This is a genomic window from Citrobacter sp. MGH105, from assembly GCF_001037485.2.
GTDB classification, from domain to species: Bacteria; Pseudomonadota; Gammaproteobacteria; order Enterobacterales; family Enterobacteriaceae; genus Citrobacter; species Citrobacter portucalensis.
Map to the genome: position 1 here is coordinate 5,042,274 of NZ_CP073048.1, position 19,667 is coordinate 5,061,940.

Annotated in this window: 12 protein-coding genes, 1 tRNA gene and 2 rRNA genes; 4 read left to right on the forward strand and 11 right to left on the reverse strand. The window is 52.3% G+C overall.

Translation table 11 applies throughout. The features are described 5' to 3' along the window. Nucleotides 1-22: 22 nt before the first annotated feature. The 3 genes from SK35_RS24125 to SK35_RS24135 all read right to left on the reverse strand — a co-directional run bounded on the left by SK35_RS24125 (nucleotide 23) and on the right by SK35_RS24135 (nucleotide 4,853). Nucleotides 23-2,929 (reverse strand): 23S ribosomal RNA (locus tag SK35_RS24125). 221 nt (nucleotides 2,930-3,150) lie between these two features. Next, nucleotides 3,151-3,226, reverse strand: a tRNA-Glu gene (locus SK35_RS24130). Between the two features lie 85 nt (nucleotides 3,227-3,311). Beyond that, nucleotides 3,312-4,853 (reverse strand): 16S ribosomal RNA (locus tag SK35_RS24135). Together the 16S and 23S rRNA genes with 1 tRNA gene alongside form the textbook arrangement of a ribosomal RNA operon. 481 nt (nucleotides 4,854-5,334) lie before the next feature. Here SK35_RS24135 and SK35_RS24140 point away from each other — a divergent pair. Together SK35_RS24140 and mdtD are read left to right on the forward strand one after the other, a co-directional pair. Next, nucleotides 5,335-6,039, forward strand: coding sequence for a FadR/GntR family transcriptional regulator (locus SK35_RS24140; protein ID WP_003023753.1), 705 nt, complete (start codon nucleotides 5,335-5,337; stop codon nucleotides 6,037-6,039). A gap of 1 nt (nucleotide 6,040) precedes the next feature. Continuing rightward, nucleotides 6,041-7,468: a multidrug transporter subunit MdtD gene (mdtD, locus tag SK35_RS24145; RefSeq protein WP_008786557.1), complete on the forward strand. Its 1,428-nt coding sequence runs from the start codon at nucleotides 6,041-6,043 to the stop codon at nucleotides 7,466-7,468. Here mdtD and rbsR read toward each other — a convergent pair. The 7 genes from rbsR to kup all read right to left on the reverse strand — a co-directional run bounded on the left by rbsR (nucleotide 7,434) and on the right by kup (nucleotide 15,380). Then, on the reverse strand, nucleotides 7,434-8,426 hold the full coding sequence (rbsR, locus tag SK35_RS24150) for a ribose operon transcriptional repressor RbsR (RefSeq protein WP_003023757.1): 993 nt from the start codon (nucleotides 8,424-8,426) through the stop codon (nucleotides 7,434-7,436). The genes mdtD and rbsR overlap by 35 nt on opposite strands. A 3-nt stretch (nucleotides 8,427-8,429) precedes the next feature. Continuing rightward, the gene (gene rbsK / locus SK35_RS24155; protein WP_003826997.1) at nucleotides 8,430-9,359 is read right to left on the reverse strand and encodes a ribokinase; all 930 of its coding nucleotides are present in this window, start codon (nucleotides 9,357-9,359) and stop codon (nucleotides 8,430-8,432) included. A 141-nt stretch (nucleotides 9,360-9,500) separates the two neighbouring features. Further along, nucleotides 9,501-10,391 carry a ribose ABC transporter substrate-binding protein RbsB gene (rbsB, locus tag SK35_RS24160; RefSeq protein WP_003023760.1) on the reverse strand — a complete coding sequence of 297 codons (891 nt, stop codon included), beginning with the start codon at nucleotides 10,389-10,391 and terminating at the stop codon, nucleotides 9,501-9,503. Between the two features lie 24 nt (nucleotides 10,392-10,415). After that, nucleotides 10,416-11,381 (reverse strand): ribose ABC transporter permease, encoded by a 966-nt coding sequence (gene rbsC, locus SK35_RS24165; protein ID WP_003826999.1) that lies wholly within the window; start codon nucleotides 11,379-11,381, stop codon nucleotides 10,416-10,418. Nucleotides 11,382-11,386: 5 nt separating this feature from the next. Continuing rightward, a complete protein-coding gene (gene rbsA, locus SK35_RS24170; RefSeq protein ID WP_003023764.1) occupies nucleotides 11,387-12,892 on the reverse strand; it encodes a ribose ABC transporter ATP-binding protein RbsA in 1,506 nt (501 codons plus the stop codon). Nucleotides 12,893-12,899: 7 nt separating this feature from the next. Beyond that, complete coding sequence (gene rbsD / locus SK35_RS24175) at nucleotides 12,900-13,319, reverse strand: D-ribose pyranase (protein WP_003827001.1); 420 nt, start codon at nucleotides 13,317-13,319, stop codon at nucleotides 12,900-12,902. 192 nt (nucleotides 13,320-13,511) lie between these two features. Next, nucleotides 13,512-15,380: a low affinity potassium transporter Kup gene (gene kup, locus SK35_RS24180; RefSeq protein WP_003827003.1), complete on the reverse strand. Its 1,869-nt coding sequence runs from the start codon at nucleotides 15,378-15,380 to the stop codon at nucleotides 13,512-13,514. A 329-nt stretch (nucleotides 15,381-15,709) separates the two neighbouring features. Here kup and ravA point away from each other — a divergent pair, with 329 nt between their 5' ends. Together ravA and viaA are read left to right on the forward strand one after the other, a co-directional pair. Further along, nucleotides 15,710-17,206 carry an ATPase RavA gene (gene ravA, locus SK35_RS24185; protein WP_020996042.1) on the forward strand — a complete coding sequence of 499 codons (1,497 nt, stop codon included), beginning with the start codon at nucleotides 15,710-15,712 and terminating at the stop codon, nucleotides 17,204-17,206. Continuing rightward, the gene (gene viaA / locus SK35_RS24190) at nucleotides 17,200-18,651 is read left to right on the forward strand and encodes an ATPase RavA stimulator ViaA (RefSeq protein ID WP_008786554.1); all 1,452 of its coding nucleotides are present in this window, start codon (nucleotides 17,200-17,202) and stop codon (nucleotides 18,649-18,651) included. Before ravA ends, viaA begins: the two co-directional genes overlap by 7 nt. A 3-nt stretch (nucleotides 18,652-18,654) precedes the next feature. Here the strand turns inward: viaA and asnA are convergent, their stop codons facing one another. After that, on the reverse strand, nucleotides 18,655-19,647 hold the full coding sequence (gene asnA, locus SK35_RS24195) for an aspartate--ammonia ligase (RefSeq protein WP_003827009.1): 993 nt from the start codon (nucleotides 19,645-19,647) through the stop codon (nucleotides 18,655-18,657). Between the last annotated feature and the right edge of the window lie 20 nt (nucleotides 19,648-19,667).

A 19,667-nucleotide genomic window follows, 5' to 3' on the forward strand; every position in this document is an offset into this window, starting at 1 on the left:
GCCAAAACATCTTCGGCGTTGTAAGGTTAAGCCTCACGGTTCATTAGTATCGGTTAGCTCAATGTATCGCTACACTTACACACCCGACCTATCAACGTCGTCGTCTTCAACGTTCCTTCAGGACCCTTAAAGGGTCAGGGAGAACTCATCTCGGGGCAAGTTTCGTGCTTAGATGCTTTCAGCACTTATCTCTTCCGCATTTAGCTACCGGGCAATGCCATTGGCATGACAACCCGAACACCAGTGATACGTCCACTCCGGTCCTCTCGTACTAGGAGCAGCCCCCCTCAATTCTCCAGCGCCCACGGCAGATAGGGACCGAACTGTCTCACGACGTTCTAAACCCAGCTCGCGTACCACTTTAAATGGCGAACAGCCATACCCTTGGGACCTACTTCAGCCCCAGGATGTGATGAGCCGACATCGAGGTGCCAAACACCGCCGTCGATATGAACTCTTGGGCGGTATCAGCCTGTTATCCCCGGAGTACCTTTTATCCGTTGAGCGATGGCCCTTCCATTCAGAACCACCGGATCACTAAGACCTGCTTTCGCACCTGCTCGAGCCGTCACTCTCGCAGTCAAGCTAGCTTATGCCTTTGCACTAACCTCCTGATGTCCGACCAGGATTAGCTAACCTTCGTGCTCCTCCGTTACTCTTTAGGAGGAGACCGCCCCAGTCAAACTACCCACCAGACACTGTCCGCAACCCGGATTACGGGTCTACGTTAGAACACCAGCCATTAAAGGGTGGTATTTCAAGGATGGCTCCATGCAGACTGGCGTCCACACTTCAAAGCCTCCCACCTATCCTACACATCAAGGACCAGTGTTCAGTGTCAAGCTATAGTAAAGGTTCACGGGGTCTTTCCGTCTTGCCGCGGGTACACTGCATCTTCACAGCGAGTTCAATTTCACTGAGTCTCGGGTGGAGACAGCCTGGCCATCATTACGCCATTCGTGCAGGTCGGAACTTACCCGACAAGGAATTTCGCTACCTTAGGACCGTTATAGTTACGGCCGCCGTTTACCGGGGCTTCGATCAAGAGCTTCTCCTTACGGATAACCCCATCAATTAACCTTCCGGCACCGGGCAGGCGTCACACCGTATACGTCCACTTTCGTGTTTGCACAGTGCTGTGTTTTTAATAAACAGTTGCAGCCAGCTGGTATCTTCGACTGATTTCAGCTCCATGAGTAAATCACTTCACCTACATATCAGCGTGCCTTCTCCCGAAGTTACGGCACCATTTTGCCTAGTTCCTTCACCCGAGTTCTCTCAAGCGCCTTGGTATTCTCTACCTGACCACCTGTGTCGGTTTGGGGTACGATTTCGTGTTACCTGATGCTTAGAGGCTTTTCCTGGAAGCAGGGCATTTGTTACTTCAGCACCGTAGTGCCTCGTCATCACACCTCAGCGTTAAAAGGTACCGGATTTACCTGGAACCTCCGCCTACATGCTTAAACCGGGACAACCGTCGCCCGGCTAACATAGCCTTCTCCGTCCCCCCTTCGCAGTAACACCAAGTACAGGAATATTAACCTGTTTCCCATCGACTACGCCTTTCGGCCTCGCCTTAGGGGTCGACTCACCCTGCCCCGATTAACGTTGGACAGGAACCCTTGGTCTTCCGGCGTGCGGGTTTTTCACCCGCATTATCGTTACTTATGTCAGCATTCGCACTTCTGATACCTCCAGCATACCTCACGATACACCTTCAACGGCTTACAGAACGCTCCCCTACCCAACAACACATAGTGTCGCTGCCGCAGCTTCGGTGCATGGTTTAGCCCCGTTACATCTTCCGCGCAGGCCGACTCGACCAGTGAGCTATTACGCTTTCTTTAAATGATGGCTGCTTCTAAGCCAACATCCTGGCTGTCTGTGCCTTCCCACATCGTTTCCCACTTAACCATGACTTTGGGACCTTAGCTGGCGGTCTGGGTTGTTTCCCTCTTCACGACGGACGTTAGCACCCGCCGTGTGTCTCCCGTGATAACATTCTTCGGTATTCGCAGTTTGCATCGGGTTGGTAAGTCGGGATGACCCCCTAGCCGAAACAGTGCTCTACCCCCGAAGATGAATTCACGAGGCGCTACCTAAATAGCTTTCGGGGAGAACCAGCTATCTCCCGGTTTGATTGGCCTTTCACCCCCAGCCACAAGTCATCCGCTAATTTTTCAACATTAGTCGGTTCGGTCCTCCAGTTAGTGTTACCCAACCTTCAACCTGCCCATGGCTAGATCACCGGGTTTCGGGTCTATACCCTGCAACTTAACGCCCAGTTAAGACTCGGTTTCCCTTCGGCTCCCCTATTCGGTTAACCTTGCTACAGAATATAAGTCGCTGACCCATTATACAAAAGGTACGCAGTCACACCCCAAAGGGTGCTCCCACTGCTTGTACGTACACGGTTTCAGGTTCTTTTTCACTCCCCTCGCCGGGGTTCTTTTCGCCTTTCCCTCACGGTACTGGTTCACTATCGGTCAGTCAGGAGTATTTAGCCTTGGAGGATGGTCCCCCCATATTCAGACAGGATACCACGTGCCCCGCCCTACTCTTCGAGTTCACAACACATGCACTTTTGTGTACGGGACTTTCACCCTGTATCGTGCGACTTTCCAGACGCTTCCACTAACACACATGCTGATTCAGACTCTGGGCTGCTCCCCGTTCGCTCGCCGCTACTGGGGGAATCTCGGTTGATTTCTTTTCCTCGGGGTACTTAGATGTTTCAGTTCCCCCGGTTCGCTTCATTACGCTATGTATTCACGTAATGATAGTGTGTCGAAACACACTGGGTTTCCCCATTCGGAAATCGCCGGTTATAACGGTTCATATCACCTTACCGACGCTTATCGCAGATTAGCACGTCCTTCATCGCCTCTGACTGCCAGGGCATCCACCGTGTACGCTTAGTCGCTTAACCTCACAACCCGAAGATGTTTCTTTCGATTCATCATCGACTTGCAAAAATTTGAGAGACTCGAACACACCGCTTTTCATTTCTTATTACGGAGAAATGAAACAGTGTGTCGTTTCAATTTTCAGCTTGATCCAGATTTTTAAAGAGCAAATATCTCAAACGTGACTCGTAAGTCAGTTTTGAGATACTTCGGTCGGCGACTTTCACTCACACATACCAGCAAGTGGCGTCCCCTAGGGGATTCGAACCCCTGTTACCGCCGTGAAAGGGCGGTGTCCTGGGCCTCTAGACGAAGGGGACACTGAAGTCTCAATCGCAAGACGCCTTGCTATTTACTTTTCATCAGACAATCTGTGTGAGCACTGCAAAGGTCGGTTCTTTAAGGTAAGGAGGTGATCCAACCGCAGGTTCCCCTACGGTTACCTTGTTACGACTTCACCCCAGTCATGAATCACAAAGTGGTAAGCGCCCTCCCGAAGGTTAAGCTACCTACTTCTTTTGCAACCCACTCCCATGGTGTGACGGGCGGTGTGTACAAGGCCCGGGAACGTATTCACCGTGGCATTCTGATCCACGATTACTAGCGATTCCGACTTCATGGAGTCGAGTTGCAGACTCCAATCCGGACTACGACATACTTTATGAGGTCCGCTTGCTCTCGCGAGGTCGCTTCTCTTTGTATATGCCATTGTAGCACGTGTGTAGCCCTACTCGTAAGGGCCATGATGACTTGACGTCATCCCCACCTTCCTCCAGTTTATCACTGGCAGTCTCCTTTGAGTTCCCGGCCGAACCGCTGGCAACAAAGGATAAGGGTTGCGCTCGTTGCGGGACTTAACCCAACATTTCACAACACGAGCTGACGACAGCCATGCAGCACCTGTCTCAGAGTTCCCGAAGGCACCAAAGCATCTCTGCTAAGTTCTCTGGATGTCAAGAGTAGGTAAGGTTCTTCGCGTTGCATCGAATTAAACCACATGCTCCACCGCTTGTGCGGGCCCCCGTCAATTCATTTGAGTTTTAACCTTGCGGCCGTACTCCCCAGGCGGTCGACTTAACGCGTTAGCTCCGGAAGCCACGCCTCAAGGGCACAACCTCCAAGTCGACATCGTTTACGGCGTGGACTACCAGGGTATCTAATCCTGTTTGCTCCCCACGCTTTCGCACCTGAGCGTCAGTCTTTGTCCAGGGGGCCGCCTTCGCCACCGGTATTCCTCCAGATCTCTACGCATTTCACCGCTACACCTGGAATTCTACCCCCCTCTACAAGACTCTAGCCTGCCAGTTTCGGATGCAGTTCCCAGGTTGAGCCCGGGGATTTCACATCCGACTTGACAGACCGCCTGCGTGCGCTTTACGCCCAGTAATTCCGATTAACGCTTGCACCCTCCGTATTACCGCGGCTGCTGGCACGGAGTTAGCCGGTGCTTCTTCTGCGAGTAACGTCAATTGCTGCGGTTATTAACCACAACACCTTCCTCCTCGCTGAAAGTACTTTACAACCCGAAGGCCTTCTTCATACACGCGGCATGGCTGCATCAGGCTTGCGCCCATTGTGCAATATTCCCCACTGCTGCCTCCCGTAGGAGTCTGGACCGTGTCTCAGTTCCAGTGTGGCTGGTCATCCTCTCAGACCAGCTAGGGATCGTCGCCTAGGTGAGCCGTTACCCCACCTACTAGCTAATCCCATCTGGGCACATCCAATGGCAAGAGGCCCGAAGGTCCCCCTCTTTGGTCTTGCGACGTTATGCGGTATTAGCTACCGTTTCCAGTAGTTATCCCCCTCCATCGGGCAGTTTCCCAGACATTACTCACCCGTCCGCCACTCGTCACCCAAGGAGCAAGCTCCTCTGTGCTACCGTTCGACTTGCATGTGTTAGGCCTGCCGCCAGCGTTCAATCTGAGCCATGATCAAACTCTTCAATTTAAAAGTTTGATGCTCAATGAATTAAACTTCGTAATGAATTACGTGTTCACTCGTTGAGACTTGGTATTCATTTTTCGTCTTGCGACGTTAAGAATCCGTATCTTCGAGTGCCCACACAGATTGTCTGATAAATTGTTAAAGAGCAGTGCCGCTTCGCTTTTTCTTAGCGGCGCGGGGTGTGCATATTACGCCATCCCGCTACGAAGTCAAGCATTTAATTTCGCTTTCTTCGCCGAAGTTCTCAGTGGAACCCCGCTGACCCGGCGGCTTGTAATCCGTTGTTCCGTGTCAGTGGAGGCGCATTATAGGGAGTTATTTCAGGCTGACAAGGGGAAATTTAAAATAACTTTCCGAGTGCGTGTTTTTTCACCAAAACAACCATTAACATGCCATAAAATAAGCAAATTGCCGTTTTTGCAGCCGCAATCACACTTCCAGGTGGCATACTAATGAATAAGAAAAAGAGTAAGGAAGAACATTCATGCCGTTAAATGCCCAACAGCTAGCCGCACAGAAAAACTTGTCCTACGTTCTGGCCGAAAAGCTGGCTCAGCGAATATTAAAAGGTGAATACGCGCCGGGTGCGATATTGCCTGGCGAAATAGAGCTGGGCGATCAGTTTGGCGTGAGTCGCACCGCGGTAAGAGAGGCGGTAAAAACATTAACAGCAAAAGGTATGGTATTACCGCGCCCACGTATTGGCACACGCGTCATGCCGCAAGCAAACTGGAACTTCCTTGACCAGGAGCTACTCACCTGGTGGATGACGGAAGATAATTTCCCGCAGGTCATTAAACATTTTCTGGTGATGCGTATCAGCCTGGAGCCTCAGGCGTGCTTACTGGCAGCGACTATAGGTACGGCTGAACAGAAAGCGCACCTCAACACGCTGATGGAAGAGATGGTCGAGCTGAAAAGAAACTTCAGACGCGAACGCTGGATTGAGGTTGATATCGCCTGGCATGAGCACATCTATGAAATGAGTGCGAATCCGTTCCTTATTTCCTTTGCATCTCTGTTCCATTCGGTTTACCAGACCTACTTTACCTCTATTACCTATAACGATGTGGTGAAACTGGATTTGCACCAGGCCATTGTCGACGCAATAGATGATAACGATGGCGATCGCGCCTTTGCTGCCTGTCAGGCATTGCTGATAGCACCGAACGTGCTACCGGATAAATAATATGTCAGAAAAGAAATCACGCAGTATGGCCGGGCTACCGTGGATAGCAGCCATGGCCTTTTTTATGCAGGCACTAGACGCCACGATCCTCAATACCGCCCTACCCGCAATAGCACATAGTCTTAACCGCTCTCCACTCGCCATGCAGTCGGCCATTATCAGCTATACCCTGACTGTCGCGATGCTGATCCCGGTAAGTGGTTGGCTGGCAGACCGATTTGGTACCCGACGCGTCTTTATGATTGCCGTTAGCCTGTTTACGTTGGGATCGCTGGCCTGCGCGCTGTCCAGTTCCTTAAGCGAGCTGGTGATTTTCCGTGTCATTCAGGGGATCGGTGGCGCCATGATGATGCCCGTTGCCCGTCTGGCGTTATTGCGTGCTTACCCCCGCAGCGAACTGCTTCCCGTGCTTAACTTCGTCACCATGCCAGGACTTGTGGGGCCGATTTTAGGTCCGGTATTGGGCGGTGTACTGGTTACATGGGCCAGTTGGCACTGGATCTTCCTGATTAATATTCCAATTGGCATTGCCGGTATCTTCTATGCCCGCAAATATATGCCGAACTTCACCACGCCACGCCGCGGTTTTGATATGACCGGTTTCTTTCTGTTTGGTTTGAGCCTGGTGTTGTTTTCCAGCGGCGTTGAATTGTTCGGTGAGAAGCTTGTCGAGACCTGGGTCGCACTCGGTATTATTCTTGCCAGTGTGTTGTTACTACTCGCCTATATTCGCCATGCGCGTCGCCACCCAACGCCGCTGATATCGCTTCCGATATTTAAGACTCGGACCTTTTCTGTTGGGATCGCCGGAAACCTCGCCACTCGCCTGGGCACAGGCTGCGTGCCCTTCTTAATGCCGCTGATGTTGCAGGTAGGATTTGGATATCCGGCTCTGATAGCCGGCTGCATGATGGCGCCAACAGCGTTGGGTTCAATTCTGGCAAAATCCATGGTGACGCAGGTTCTGCGCAAACTCGGCTACAGGACCACATTGGTGGGTGTTACGGTATTTATCGGCCTGATGATTGCGCAGTTCGCTTTGCAATCTCCTGCCATGCCGATCTGGATGCTAATCCTGCCGTTGTTCATTTTAGGTATGGCGATGTCCACCCAGTTTACTTCAATGAATACCATCACTCTGGCGGATCTGACCGATGAAAATGCCAGCAGCGGCAACAGCGTATTGGCTGTTACTCAGCAGTTATCAATCAGTTTAGGGGTTGCCATCAGCGCCGCCGTTCTGCGTATCTATGAAGGTATGGAAGGAACCAATACGGTCGAACAGTTCCACTACACCTTTATGACGATGGGCGCTATCACGGTAATATCCGCGCTGATGTTCATGCTGCTAAAAGCCAAAGATGGACGTAACCTGATCAAAGATCGGCACAAACCTAAACCGACCCCCGCTCCATCAGAACAGGAGTAAGCTGCAAACGCTGTTGCTGTAATGCGGGCTGCGCCATCCGGTGAATTAATACATCGATGGCCAGTTCGCCCAATTCATCTTTTGGTTGGTGGATGGTCGTCAGGGGCGGCGTCATATAGCGCGCCAGCTCGATATCATCGTAACCCACCACAGCCATATCCTGCGGAATGCGCAATCCTGACTGGTACAGAGCCTGATACGCGCCAACTGCCATAGCATCATTGCCGGTAAAAACGGCCTGCGGTCGCTGTTTATGCGACAGCAACGTTTGCATAGCTTCAAAGCCGCCGCCGAACTCAAAGTCACCGGTAATCTCGTAGCCTTCCGGGACAGGCAACCCCGCCCGCTTCATTGCTGCCCGATATCCTTCCAGACGCAAACGCGCCGGGGTTTTATCCAGCGGCCCGGTGATGCAGGCAATGCGCGTAAAACCTTTTTCGATAAGATGTTGCGTGGCTAAATCCCCGCCCAGCAAGGAGTTATCCTGAATCAGATCGCTTTCACCATCAAAAGGCGACCAGTCCATCATCACGGTCGGTATAGAAGGATAACGCTGCATTATCTCTCTGGAAGGCTGATGTGTTTCGGTGCAGAGCAGCAACAAGCCGTCCACACGTTTTTGCATCAGAGTTTCCAGGTTACGGTTCATGCGCTGTTCATCGCCTTCGGTATTGCACAGCACCAGGCTGTAGCCGCGCTCAAAACAGCTACGTTCAACGCCGCGCACTAGTTCAGAATAGAAGGGATTGGTACTGGCAGTGATTAACATGCCAATCGTGCGGGTCTGGTTTAACTTGAGACTACGCGCCAGCGCGGAGGGCGCGTAGTTAAGCGCTTTAATTGCAGCTTCTACTTTGTCAGTGACGGACTCACTGACAAAGCGATCTTTATTAATGACGTGAGAAACCGTCGACGTGGAAACACCCGCCAGGCGGGCGACGTCCTTCATTGTAGCCAAGCGTTACCTCTGTTGACTTAAAAACGCTTCTATTTCTTCGCGCCACGGAACGGAAGGCTGTGCGCCTTTACGGGTAACCGCAATCGCCGCAGCGGCATGCGCAAAACGGATCGCTTCAGGCAGCGGAGTCTCTTCCAGCAACGCCGTAATTAACGCGCCATTAAAGGTGTCTCCAGCGGCAATAGTATCAACGGCTTCCACTTTAAAACCGGGCACACGCTGTCCTTCGCCATTAACGCTGGCCCACACACCGCGACTACCTAAAGTAATCAGTACAGTATGGATACCTTTAGCGTGCAATGCCTGCGCCGCTTTGGCCGCGTCTTCATCATTTTCGACCCGGATCCCCGTCAGCTTTTCAGCCTCGGTTTCATTCGGGGTAATAATATCCACCAGCGCCAGCAGTTCATCAGAAAGTTCACGTGCCGGTGCCGGGTTCAGGGCGACCATGGTCTTATTTTGATGTGCAATCTTTGCTGCAGTCAGTACGCTTTCGATCGGCGATTCTAACTGCATAAGTAAGGCGGACGCCTGAGCAATACGCTCATGCTGTGCTTCCACCAACGCTGGCGAAAGAGCTGCGTTCGCTCCGGCATGAATGCCGATAACGTTCTCACCTTCACCATTCACAAAAATCAACGCCACACCGGTCGATTCCCCCGAAATTACGCTAATCGGCGCAATATCGATGTTATCTTTGGCTAACTGTTTACGCACACTTTCGCCAATATCATCATCGCCCGTACAGGCAATGAATGCGATATTCGCGCCACTACGACCCGCAGCAACAGCCTGATTCGCGCCTTTACCGCCAAATGCGACCTGATAATGGCTACCTGTTACGGTTTCACCAGGTGTCGGGAAAGAGTTAAGGTTAAGGATGTGATCGGCATTAATACTGCCAAGAACAACGAGGTTGCCTGCGGTTTTCATATTTGGTGTTCCAAGTCAAAGTGCGCCACCGGGTTAGGGTGGCGCGTGCCCTGCTTTTCTTTTTACGCTTTCATCCCCGAAACCAGATACGGGGATAGCGTATTTATGTCTCCATCAGGCCGCGAGCGACCTGAATCGGTATTACTGCTTGATGACCAGCTTCAGGTCAACCGGATATTTAGCCTGAACCTTCTCGCCTTTCAGGACCTTATCCGCAGTCTCAACGCCTTTCGCGCCGATCTGATCCGGCAACTGAGCAATGGTCGCAGCCAGTTTGCCATCATTTACTGCTTTTTCGCCATCTGGAGTGCCGTCAAATCCAACCACCATCACATCAGATTTACCCGCGGTTTGCAGTGCGCGCAGCGCACCCAGCGCCATTTCATCGTTCTGGGCAAATACGGCCTGCACATCAGGATGCGCGGTCAGCAGGTTCTGCATGACGTTCAGACCTTTGGTGCGGTCGAAGTCTGCCGGCTGGCTGGCCAGTACGTTAAATTTGTGTGCCGCAACGGCCTGCTGGAAACCTTCGCCACGCTCACGCGCCGCTGAAGTTCCGGCAATCCCTTGCAGTTCGATAACTTTCGCGCCTTCACCTGCTTTCTTCGCGATGTAATCACCCGCAATTTTGCCACCCAACACGTTATCAGACGCGATGTGGCTTACCACTTCGCCTTTGGAGGCAACACGGTCAAGGGTAATAACCGGAATTTTTGCCTGGTTAGCCATCTTCACAGCATTACCAACGGCATCAGAGTCAGTCGGGTTGATCAGCAGAATTTTAGTTCCACGAACCGTTAAGTCCTGAACGTTAGCCAGCTCTTTCGCCGGATTGTTCTGCGAGTCCAGAATCACCAGGTTGTAACCCAGCTTATCCGCCTCTTTTTGCGCCCCATCCTTCAGAGAAACAAAGAACGGGTTGTTGAGGGTGGAGACCACCAGCGCAATGGTATCTTTCGCCATCGCATTCGCGCTCACGGTGGCGCTCAGCGCAACAGCAGAAACCAGGGTAGCCAGTTTTTTCATGTTCATATTTAAGATGTCCTGTAATCGTTGTTACTGCTTTTTGTTGTCTACCAGTACCGCCAGCAAAATCACCACCGCTTTGACGATCATCTGGTAATAGGAGGATACACCTAACAAATTCAAACCATTATTGAGGAAACCAAGAATCAATGCGCCGATCAGCGTCCCAACAATACGTCCTTTACCACCCGCCAGGCTGGTACCGCCTAACACCACCGCTGCGATAGCATCCAGCTCATAGCCAGTACCTGCCGTCGGTTGTGCGGAGGAGAGTCGCGCGACTTCAATGATGCCCGCCAGCGATGCCAGCAGACCGCACAGTGAGTAAACGATAATTTTGATTTTACTGACGCTGATACCGGACAAACGCGTTGCCGCTTCGTTACCGCCCAGCGCGTAGATATAACGACCAAGACGAGTGTGGTGCAGCATGTACCACGCCGCGAGGAAGACAATCCCCATGATCCACACTGGCGTAGGGATGCCTAACGGACGACCAATACCAAACCAGCCAAACAGATCGGCATTGTCAGTAAATCCGGTATTAACCGGACTGCCGTTGGTGTACACCATGGTCACGCCGCGCAGCAACAGCATCATCACCAGCGTTGCAATAAACGCCTGCACCCGGCCTTTCGCAACAATCACCCCGGTGACTGCGCCAATGGCAGCGCCGAGCGCCAGGGCTGCAGCAACAGCCACCAGCGCATTGACCTCAATCCCTACAATTGAAGCCGCAACCGCGCCGGTAAGCGCCAGCAAGGAACCGACGGACAGATCGATACCCGACGTCAGGATAACCAGCGTCATGCCAACGGCCATGATGGCGTTCACCGACGTTTGCTGGAGAATGTTGAACAGGTTATTAACGGTAAAAAAGTTAGGGCTCATGGTGGAAACAATCGCGATCAGCACTAACAGAGCGATGAGCGACTTTTGCTCCAGAAGCCATGCTTTAGTGAAATAACGGCGACCAGAAACAGCCTGGGTAGTCATCTTTTTTACTCCTGATTCACGCGATTAAGCTTGCCCACAGCGGCAGCCATTAATACTTCCTGAGTGGCCTGCTCGCGAGTGAACTCACCGCCGAGATGCCCTTCATGCATAACGATAATTCGATCGCTCATGCCCAATACTTCTGGCATCTCAGAGGAGACCAGAATGATACTCAGCCCGTCAGCCTTAAACTGGTTGATAAGCTGATAGATTTCTTTCTTAGCCCCAACGTCAACGCCGCGCGTTGGTTCATCAAGGATCAGCACCTTTGGCCGGGTCATCAGACCGCGCGCAATCGCCACTTTCTGCTGGTTACCACCGGAAAGCAGGCCGATAGCCTGTTCCATTGATGGTGTTTTAACATTGAACAGACGAATAAAATCACCCACCGCCTGCTGCTCATCTTTATGTTTAAGGCTTCCACCGGCGCGGCTGAAATAACGCAGCGCGGTCAGTGACATGTTCTCTTTCACCGACATGCCCAGCACTAAGCCATCACGTTTACGGTCTTCAGAAATATAGACGATGCCGTTAGCCAACCCATCCTGCGGCGAACGGGTAACCACTTCATGGCCATCAAGCGTGACGTAACCGCTGGTGCGCGGCAATGCGCCGTACAACACTTTCATCAGTTCAGTACGTCCGGCCCCCATCAGCCCGGATACGCCAAGGATCTCGCCTTTACGCAGCGTGAACGAAACATCGTTTACGCCAGGACCGCACAGGTTATCGACCTTCAGGCGAATATCACCCGGCGCTTTTTCCAGGCGCGGGTACTGATCTTCCAGCTTACGTCCCACCATCATTTCAATCAGCGAGTCTTCTGTCAGCGAGGCAACTTCACGTTCGGCAATAAACTGCCCGTCACGGAAGACGGTTACGTCGTCGCAAATCTCGAAGATCTCTTTCATACGGTGAGAAATATAGACAATGCCGCGTCCCTGGGATTTCAGTTCGCGGATGACGCGGAACAGGGATTCGGTTTCGGTATCGGTGAGGGCATCCGTCGGTTCATCCATAATGATGACCTTCGATTCAAAGCTAAGCACTTTGGCAATTTCGACCATTTGCTGATCGCCAATCGACAGCTCACCAACCAGTCTGTCGCTTTTAAAGCGCAGATTCAGTTTGGCGAGCAGCAGATCGGCTTCGGCGTACATCTTCTTCCAGTCAATTTTGCCAAAGCGATTCACAAACTCGCGGCCAAGAAAAATGTTCTCGGCGATAGTGAGTTGCGGGATCAGGTTCAGCTCCTGGTGGATGATACCGATTCCGGCTTCCTGGGAGGATTTCGGGCCGTTAAAGGTGGTCTCTTTCCCCAGCCACAATAAAGAACCGGCATCACGGGTATAGATCCCGGTCAGCACTTTCATCATGGTGGATTTGCCCGCGCCGTTTTCGCCCACCAGCGCCATCACGCGGCCAGGGTAGACATTCAGCGCGGCGCCGGATAGCGCTTTTACGCCCGGGAACGCTTTATCGATCCCTTTGAGTTGCAGTAATGCGTTCATGATGGCCTCAGAACGTGACGCCAGCACAGAGAATGATATTCGCATACGGAGAACATTCTCCGCTGCGAATTACCGCCTGACTGTCTGCGGTTTGTTTTTTGAATTGTTCATGCGTGGTGTAACGAATTTCTATGGTGTTTCCCTGGTGTTGTTGCAGTTGCTCAATGTGGCTGAGCAACGTTTCGTGGAGTTGCGGATTATGTTGTTTAATTTCCGACGCGAGAATGGCCGCCTCGACCTGCATTTCACGTGTGACCACATCCAGTACCTGCATAAAAGAAGGTACGCCCTGGGTTAATGCCATATCAATACGCGTTGTGCTGTTCGGGATGGGTAAACCTGCATCACACACCACCAGCGTATCGGTATGCCCCAGACGGGAGATCACCGTTGAAATTTCAGAGTTGAGTACCGTGCCTTTCTTCATTTTCTTTCCCCACTAGCGAAACGTTTCGCTGGAGATAAGTGTAGTGCGAAGAGTGGACAGAAAACCACCGCGACGTTACGAAAATGTGATCGCCATCGAAACGTTTCGCAAGGATTATCATTTGATGAAATGAAAACTGAGAGGGGCAAAACAAAACGCCCCCTTTCGCGATGAAAGAGGGCGTCGATGAGATTAAATCTCTACCTGAGTACCAAGCTCAATAACCCGGTTCGGTGGGATTTCAAACTGGTCCGGCGCGCGCAGCGCGTTGCGCTGTAGCAGCAGATACAGCTTGCCGCGCAGACGCAGGTACCATGGCCGCTTGCCAACAATCAACGACTCATGCGACATAAAGAAAGAGGTTTCCATCATTCGACAGCTTAAACCTTCCAGACCGCAGCGATGGAACACTTCCTCAACGTTCGGCGTTTCACGCCAACCGTAGCTGGCCACCACGCGCCAGAAGGTGGGCGATAACTGCTCAATCTGCACCCTACGCACGTTGTGAACATAGGGCGCATCTTCCGTGCGCAGCGTCAGCAGAATAACGCGCTCATGCAGCACCTTGTTATGCTTGAGGTTATGCAGAAGCGCAAACGGGATGACGTTCAGTGCGCGGGACATATACACCGCCGTTCCCGGCACGCGTACCGGTGGCGATTTCTCCAGAGAAGCAATCATCGCCTCCAGAGAGTTACCGTGCTCATGCATGCGACGCAGCAGACGGAAGCGTTCGCTTTTCCAGGTGGTCATGATGGTGAACATCACCAGACCCAGCGTCAGAGGCAGCCAACCGCCGGAAATAAGCTTATCGAGGTTCGCGGAGAACAGCGGAACATCGACGCACAAGAACGCCACCAGGATCAGGAAGACGAAGTATTTATTCCAGTGCCAGTTTTTGCGCGCCACGGTGGTCGACAGAATTGAAGTCAGTACCATCGTCCCCGTTACCGCAATCCCATACGCCGCGGCAAGGTTACTGGAGTGTTCAAAGCTCACAATCACGATAACTACCGCAAAATAGAGCATCCAGTTAACGAAAGGAATGTAAATCTGGCCCGATTCCATTTCCGAGGTATGGATGATACGCATCGGCGATAAATACCCCAGACGTACGGCCTGACGCGTCAGCGAGAAGACGCCGGAGATAACCGCCTGAGAGGCGATGACCGTTGCCAGCGCGGCGAGGATCAACAATGGAATTAATGCCCAGTCCGGCGCCAGCAGGAAAAACGGGTTTTTGATCGCTTCAGGATGCTTTAACAGCAACGCGCCCTGCCCAAAATAGTTCAGCACCAGTGAAGGCAATACCACGGAGAACCATGCCAGACGAATCGGCAATTTACCGAAGTGGCCCATATCCGCATACAGCGCTTCAACACCGGTAATCGACAGCACCACCGCACCCAACGCGATAAAGGACAGCGTTTTGAATTCGAGGAAGAAATGCACCGCCCAATACGGATTGAGCGCCTGCAGCACTTCCGGATTGCCAATAATACTGCGCACGCCTAATACCGCGAGCGTCAGGAACCATAGCAGCATAATCGGCGCAAACAGCTTACCGACCATACCGGTACCGTGTTTTTGAATCAAAAACAGCAGGGTCAGCACAATTATCGAGAGCGGAACAATCCAGGTATCCAGTTGCGGGGCAACTATCTCCAGACCTTCAATTGCAGACATCACCGAAATGGCTGGCGTAATCACCACTTCACCATAGAAGAAGCTGCCGCCTATCAATCCCATAATGACCAGCATGGAGGTTGTTCGCGCCGAGGTATTGCGCCCGGCCAATGACATCAGCGTAAGGATCCCGCCTTCTCCGGCGTTATCTGCGCGCATGACAAACGTCAGGTATTTAATGGAGACAACAAAGATCAGCAGCCAGAAAATCAGCGAGAGAAAACCAAATACGGCATCACGTTCAACGCCAAAACCAAACTGGCCGGACAAACATTCACGAAGCGTATAAAGTGGGCTGGTACCAATATCACCGTAGACAACCCCAATGGCTGCAAGGGTAATCGCAGACAATGATTGTTTATTATCAGTGCTCATAGACTCGTCTTTCGTTTATACACATCATCTTTCAAGCCACTCCGTATGGGCTGCATTCGTTATTCCCCCCATCCCAGAAGAAAACTCCATTGCCGCCTTGGTGCAGCTTGATTGATTTGGTGTATATATAAGAAATGTGTGCGTCGTCCCTTGGCCCACAAAAAGGCGCACAGTATGCACGATTAATCACAAAATCGTACCCCTAAATGAGACCAGATTAATCTGGCTCAAAGAAAAATAAGCGCACCTTCAGTCTATTACTGCAATGGTGTGAAGCATCTATACTCGCAGTTTATGCAGTACATTTGGCGAAAGGACGCCACTTCATTATGGCTCACCCACATTTATTAGCGGAAAGAATTTCCCGTCTGAGCAATGCGCTGGAAAAGGGACTTTATGAACGTAGCCACGCCATTCGTCTGTGTCTGCTGGCAGCACTCAGCGGCGAGAGCGTTTTCTTATTAGGTCCCCCGGGGATCGCAAAAAGCTTAATTGCCCGCCGACTGAAGTTTGCCTTCCAAAACGCACGCGCTTTTGAATACCTGATGACGCGCTTCTCTACGCCCGAAGAGGTGTTTGGTCCGCTGTCCATTCAGGCGTTAAAAGACGAAGGTCGCTATGAACGCTTAACGGCGGGCTATCTTCCTGAAGCTGAAATCGTTTTTCTCGATGAAATCTGGAAAGCAGGCCCGGCAATTCTTAACACCCTGTTGACCGCCATTAACGAACGTCACTTCCGTAACGGCGCGTATGAAGAAAAAATTCCGATGCGTCTGCTGGTGGCGGCTTCCAACGAACTGCCTGAAGCCGACAGCAGCCTGGAAGCGCTGTACGACCGTATGCTGATTCGGCTGTGGCTGGATAAAGTTCAGGACAAGGCCAATTTCCGCTCCATGCTGTTAAGTCAGCAGGATGAAAGCGACAATCCGGTCCCGGCATCATTGCAGGTGACGGATGAAGAGTATCACCAGTGGCAAAAAGACATTGGTGCGATCAAGCTTCCCGATCGCGTGTTTGAGCTCATTTTTACGCTGCGCCAGCAGTTGGACGTGTTACCGAATGCACCTTATGTGTCCGATCGTCGCTGGAAAAAAGCGATCCGCTTACTCCAGGCCAGCGCTTTCTTTAGCGGACGCGATGCGGTAGTACCTATCGACCTGATCCTGCTGAAAGATTGCCTGTGGTACGACGCACAAAGCTTGAATCTGATGCAACAGCAGCTTGAAATATTGATGACCGGACACGCCTGGCAACAGCAAGCCATGCTGACGCGCCTGGGCAGCATTGTGCAGCGCCGCATTCAGCTCCAGCAGCAGCAAAGCGATAAAACGGCGTTCACGGTGATCCGCCAGGGCGGAATGTTCAGCCGTCGTCCTCATTATGATTTACCGCCAGAAGCCTCGTCTTCTGTCGTGACATTACTGCTGCAAAAGCCTTTAAAACTGCATGATATGGAGGTTATCCATATAGCTTTCGAACGTGGCGCGCTGGAACTGTGGTTAACAAAAGGCGGTGAGATCCGCGGAAAACTAAACGGGATCGGCTTTGCCCAAACGCTGAATATGGAAGTCGATAGCGCACAGCATCTGGTTGTACGCGATGTCAGTTTACAAGGTTCTCGCCTGGCGCTGCCGGGTGCTTCGCAAGAGAGTATGCCCGCAGAGATAAAACAGGAGCTTGAAGCGCTCGATAATGAGTGGCATCAGCAGCACAGCGCATTCAGCGAACAGCAAAAATGCCTGTTTATTCATAGCGACTGGTTAGGCCGCATTGAGGCCAGCCTGCAGGATGTCGGGGCGCAAATCCGCCAGGCGCAACAATGCTGACCCTTGATACGCTCAACATCATGCTGGCAGTCAGCGAAGAGGCGATGATCGAAGAGATGATCGTCGCCCTGCTGGCTTCCCCAAAGATGGTGGTATTTTTTAAAAAATTTCCTCGCCTTAAAAAAGCGATCACTGACGACATTCCCCGCTGGCGTGAATCATTGCGTAGCCGCCTCAAAGATACCCATGTACCGCCGGAGCTGATGGAGGAGGTTATGTGCTATCAACAAAGCCAGCTCCTCTCTCATGCGCAGTTTATCGTTCAGCTGCCGCAAATATTATCCCTATTGCACCGCCTCCATTCGCCCTGGGCCGGACAAGCGCAGCAACTGGTCAATGACAACAGCACCTTTACGCCCGCACTACATACGCTTTTTCTCCAGCGCTGGCGCCTGAGCCTGGTGGTGCAAACCACAACGCTGAATCAGCAACTGCTGGAAGAAGAGCGCGAGCATTTGCTCAGTGAAGTACAAGAACGGATGACCCTCAGCGGGCAACTGGAACCTGTACTGGCAGAAAATGACAACGCAGCAGGCCGGTTGTGGGATATGAGCGCGGGCCAAATCAAGCGCGGTGATTATCAGTTGATGGTGAAATACGGCGAATTTCTGACGCAACAACCCGAACTCCAGCGCCTGGCCGAGCAGTTAGGTCGTTCCAGAGAGGCGAAATCCGTGCCGCGTAAAGATGCGCCAATGGAAACCTTCCGTACCCTGGTGCGCGAACCTGCAACCGTCCCGGAGCAGGTGGATGGCATCCAGCAAAGTGACGATATCCTGCGCCTGCTACCGCCAGAGCTGGCCACGCTGGGCATTACCGAACTGGAATACGAGTTCTACCGACGGCTGGTGGAAAAGCAACTGCTCACCTACCGCCTGCACGGCGAAGCATGGCGTGAGAAAGTAACGGAACGTCCGGTGGTGCATCAGGATTTTGACGAGCAGCCGCGCGGGCCTTTTATCGTCTGCGTTGATACCTCGGGATCGATGGGCGGATTTAATGAGCAGTGTGCGAAAGCCTTTTGTCTGGCGCTAATGCGCGTTGCCCTTGCCGATAACCGGCGCTGTTTCATTATGCTGTTTTCAACAGAAGTGGTGCGCTATGAGCTTTCCGGTCCGGAGGGCATCGAACAGGCTATCCGCTTTTTAAGTCAGCGCTTTCGTGGTGGCACTGATATTGCCAGCTGTTTTCGTGCCATAATTGAGCGCATGCAGGGTCGGGAATGGTTTGATGCCGATGCGGTGGTGATCTCAGATTTTATCGCTCAGCGATTGCCCGATGAGGTCGTCAATAAAGTGGGTGAATTACAGCGGGTGCACCAGCACCGTTTTCACGCGGTGGCGATGTCAGCACATGGCAAACCCGGCATCATGCGCATTTTCGATCATATCTGGCGCTTTGATACCGGGATGCGAAGCCGCCTGCTCAGACGCTGGCGGCGTTAATTGTTACAGCAGAGAAGCGACGCTTTCACGTACCTGGGCCGGCCATACGCCACACTGAACCTGACCAATGTGCGGTAATTGCAGCAACAGCATGGTCAGACGCGACTGCCCAATGCCGCCACCAATTGTCTGCGGCATTTCACCGCGCAGCAGCGCCTGGTGCCACTCCAGACTCAGGCGATCTTCATCACCGGTCAGAGACAGCTGGTGTTTCAGGGCGTCAGCATCCACACGGATCCCCATAGAAGACAGCTCAAACGCATCTTCCAGAACCGGGTTCCAGACCAGAATATCACCGTTCAGACCGGCATGACCCAGCTCGGACGCTGAACTCCAGTCATCATAATCGGGCGCTCGTACGTCATGACGGTGACCGTCACTGAGCTTACCGCCGATCCCCACCAGGAATACCGCACCCAGCTCTTTAGCGATCGCACGTTCACGACCTTTTGCATCAAGATCCGGATAACGAGATAACAGCTCCTGGCTATGAACAAAGTGGATCTGCTCTGGCAGGAACGGTGCCAGACCAAACTCTTTGCTAACCGCAGCTTCGGTGGCCTTAATTCCCGCCCAGATAGCCTCTACCGTGCTTTTCAGAGTGGAGAATTGACGCTCACCGTCGCCCATCACGCGCTCCCAGTCCCACTGGTCAACGTACACTGAGTGCAATGGGGAGAGGCGATCTTCATCGGGACGCAGGGCTTTCATGTGCGTGTACAGCCCCTCGCCTGCGCTAAAGTCGTGTTGTCCTAACGTTTGACGCTTCCACTTCGCCAGTGAATGAACCACTTCGAATTGAGCGTCTGGCAATGCTTTAACCTTCACCTGCACCGCTTTCTCACAGCCCGACAAGTTATCCTGCGTGCCATCTCCAACGCGGCTGAGGATCGGCGCCTGAACTTCGATCAGGCCTAAACGCTCTTCCAGCTGGCGAGAAAAATGAGATTTTACGAAGCTAATTTGACGTTGTTTGGCAATGTAAGCGGTTTTCATTATGTGTACTCCTGTGTCCT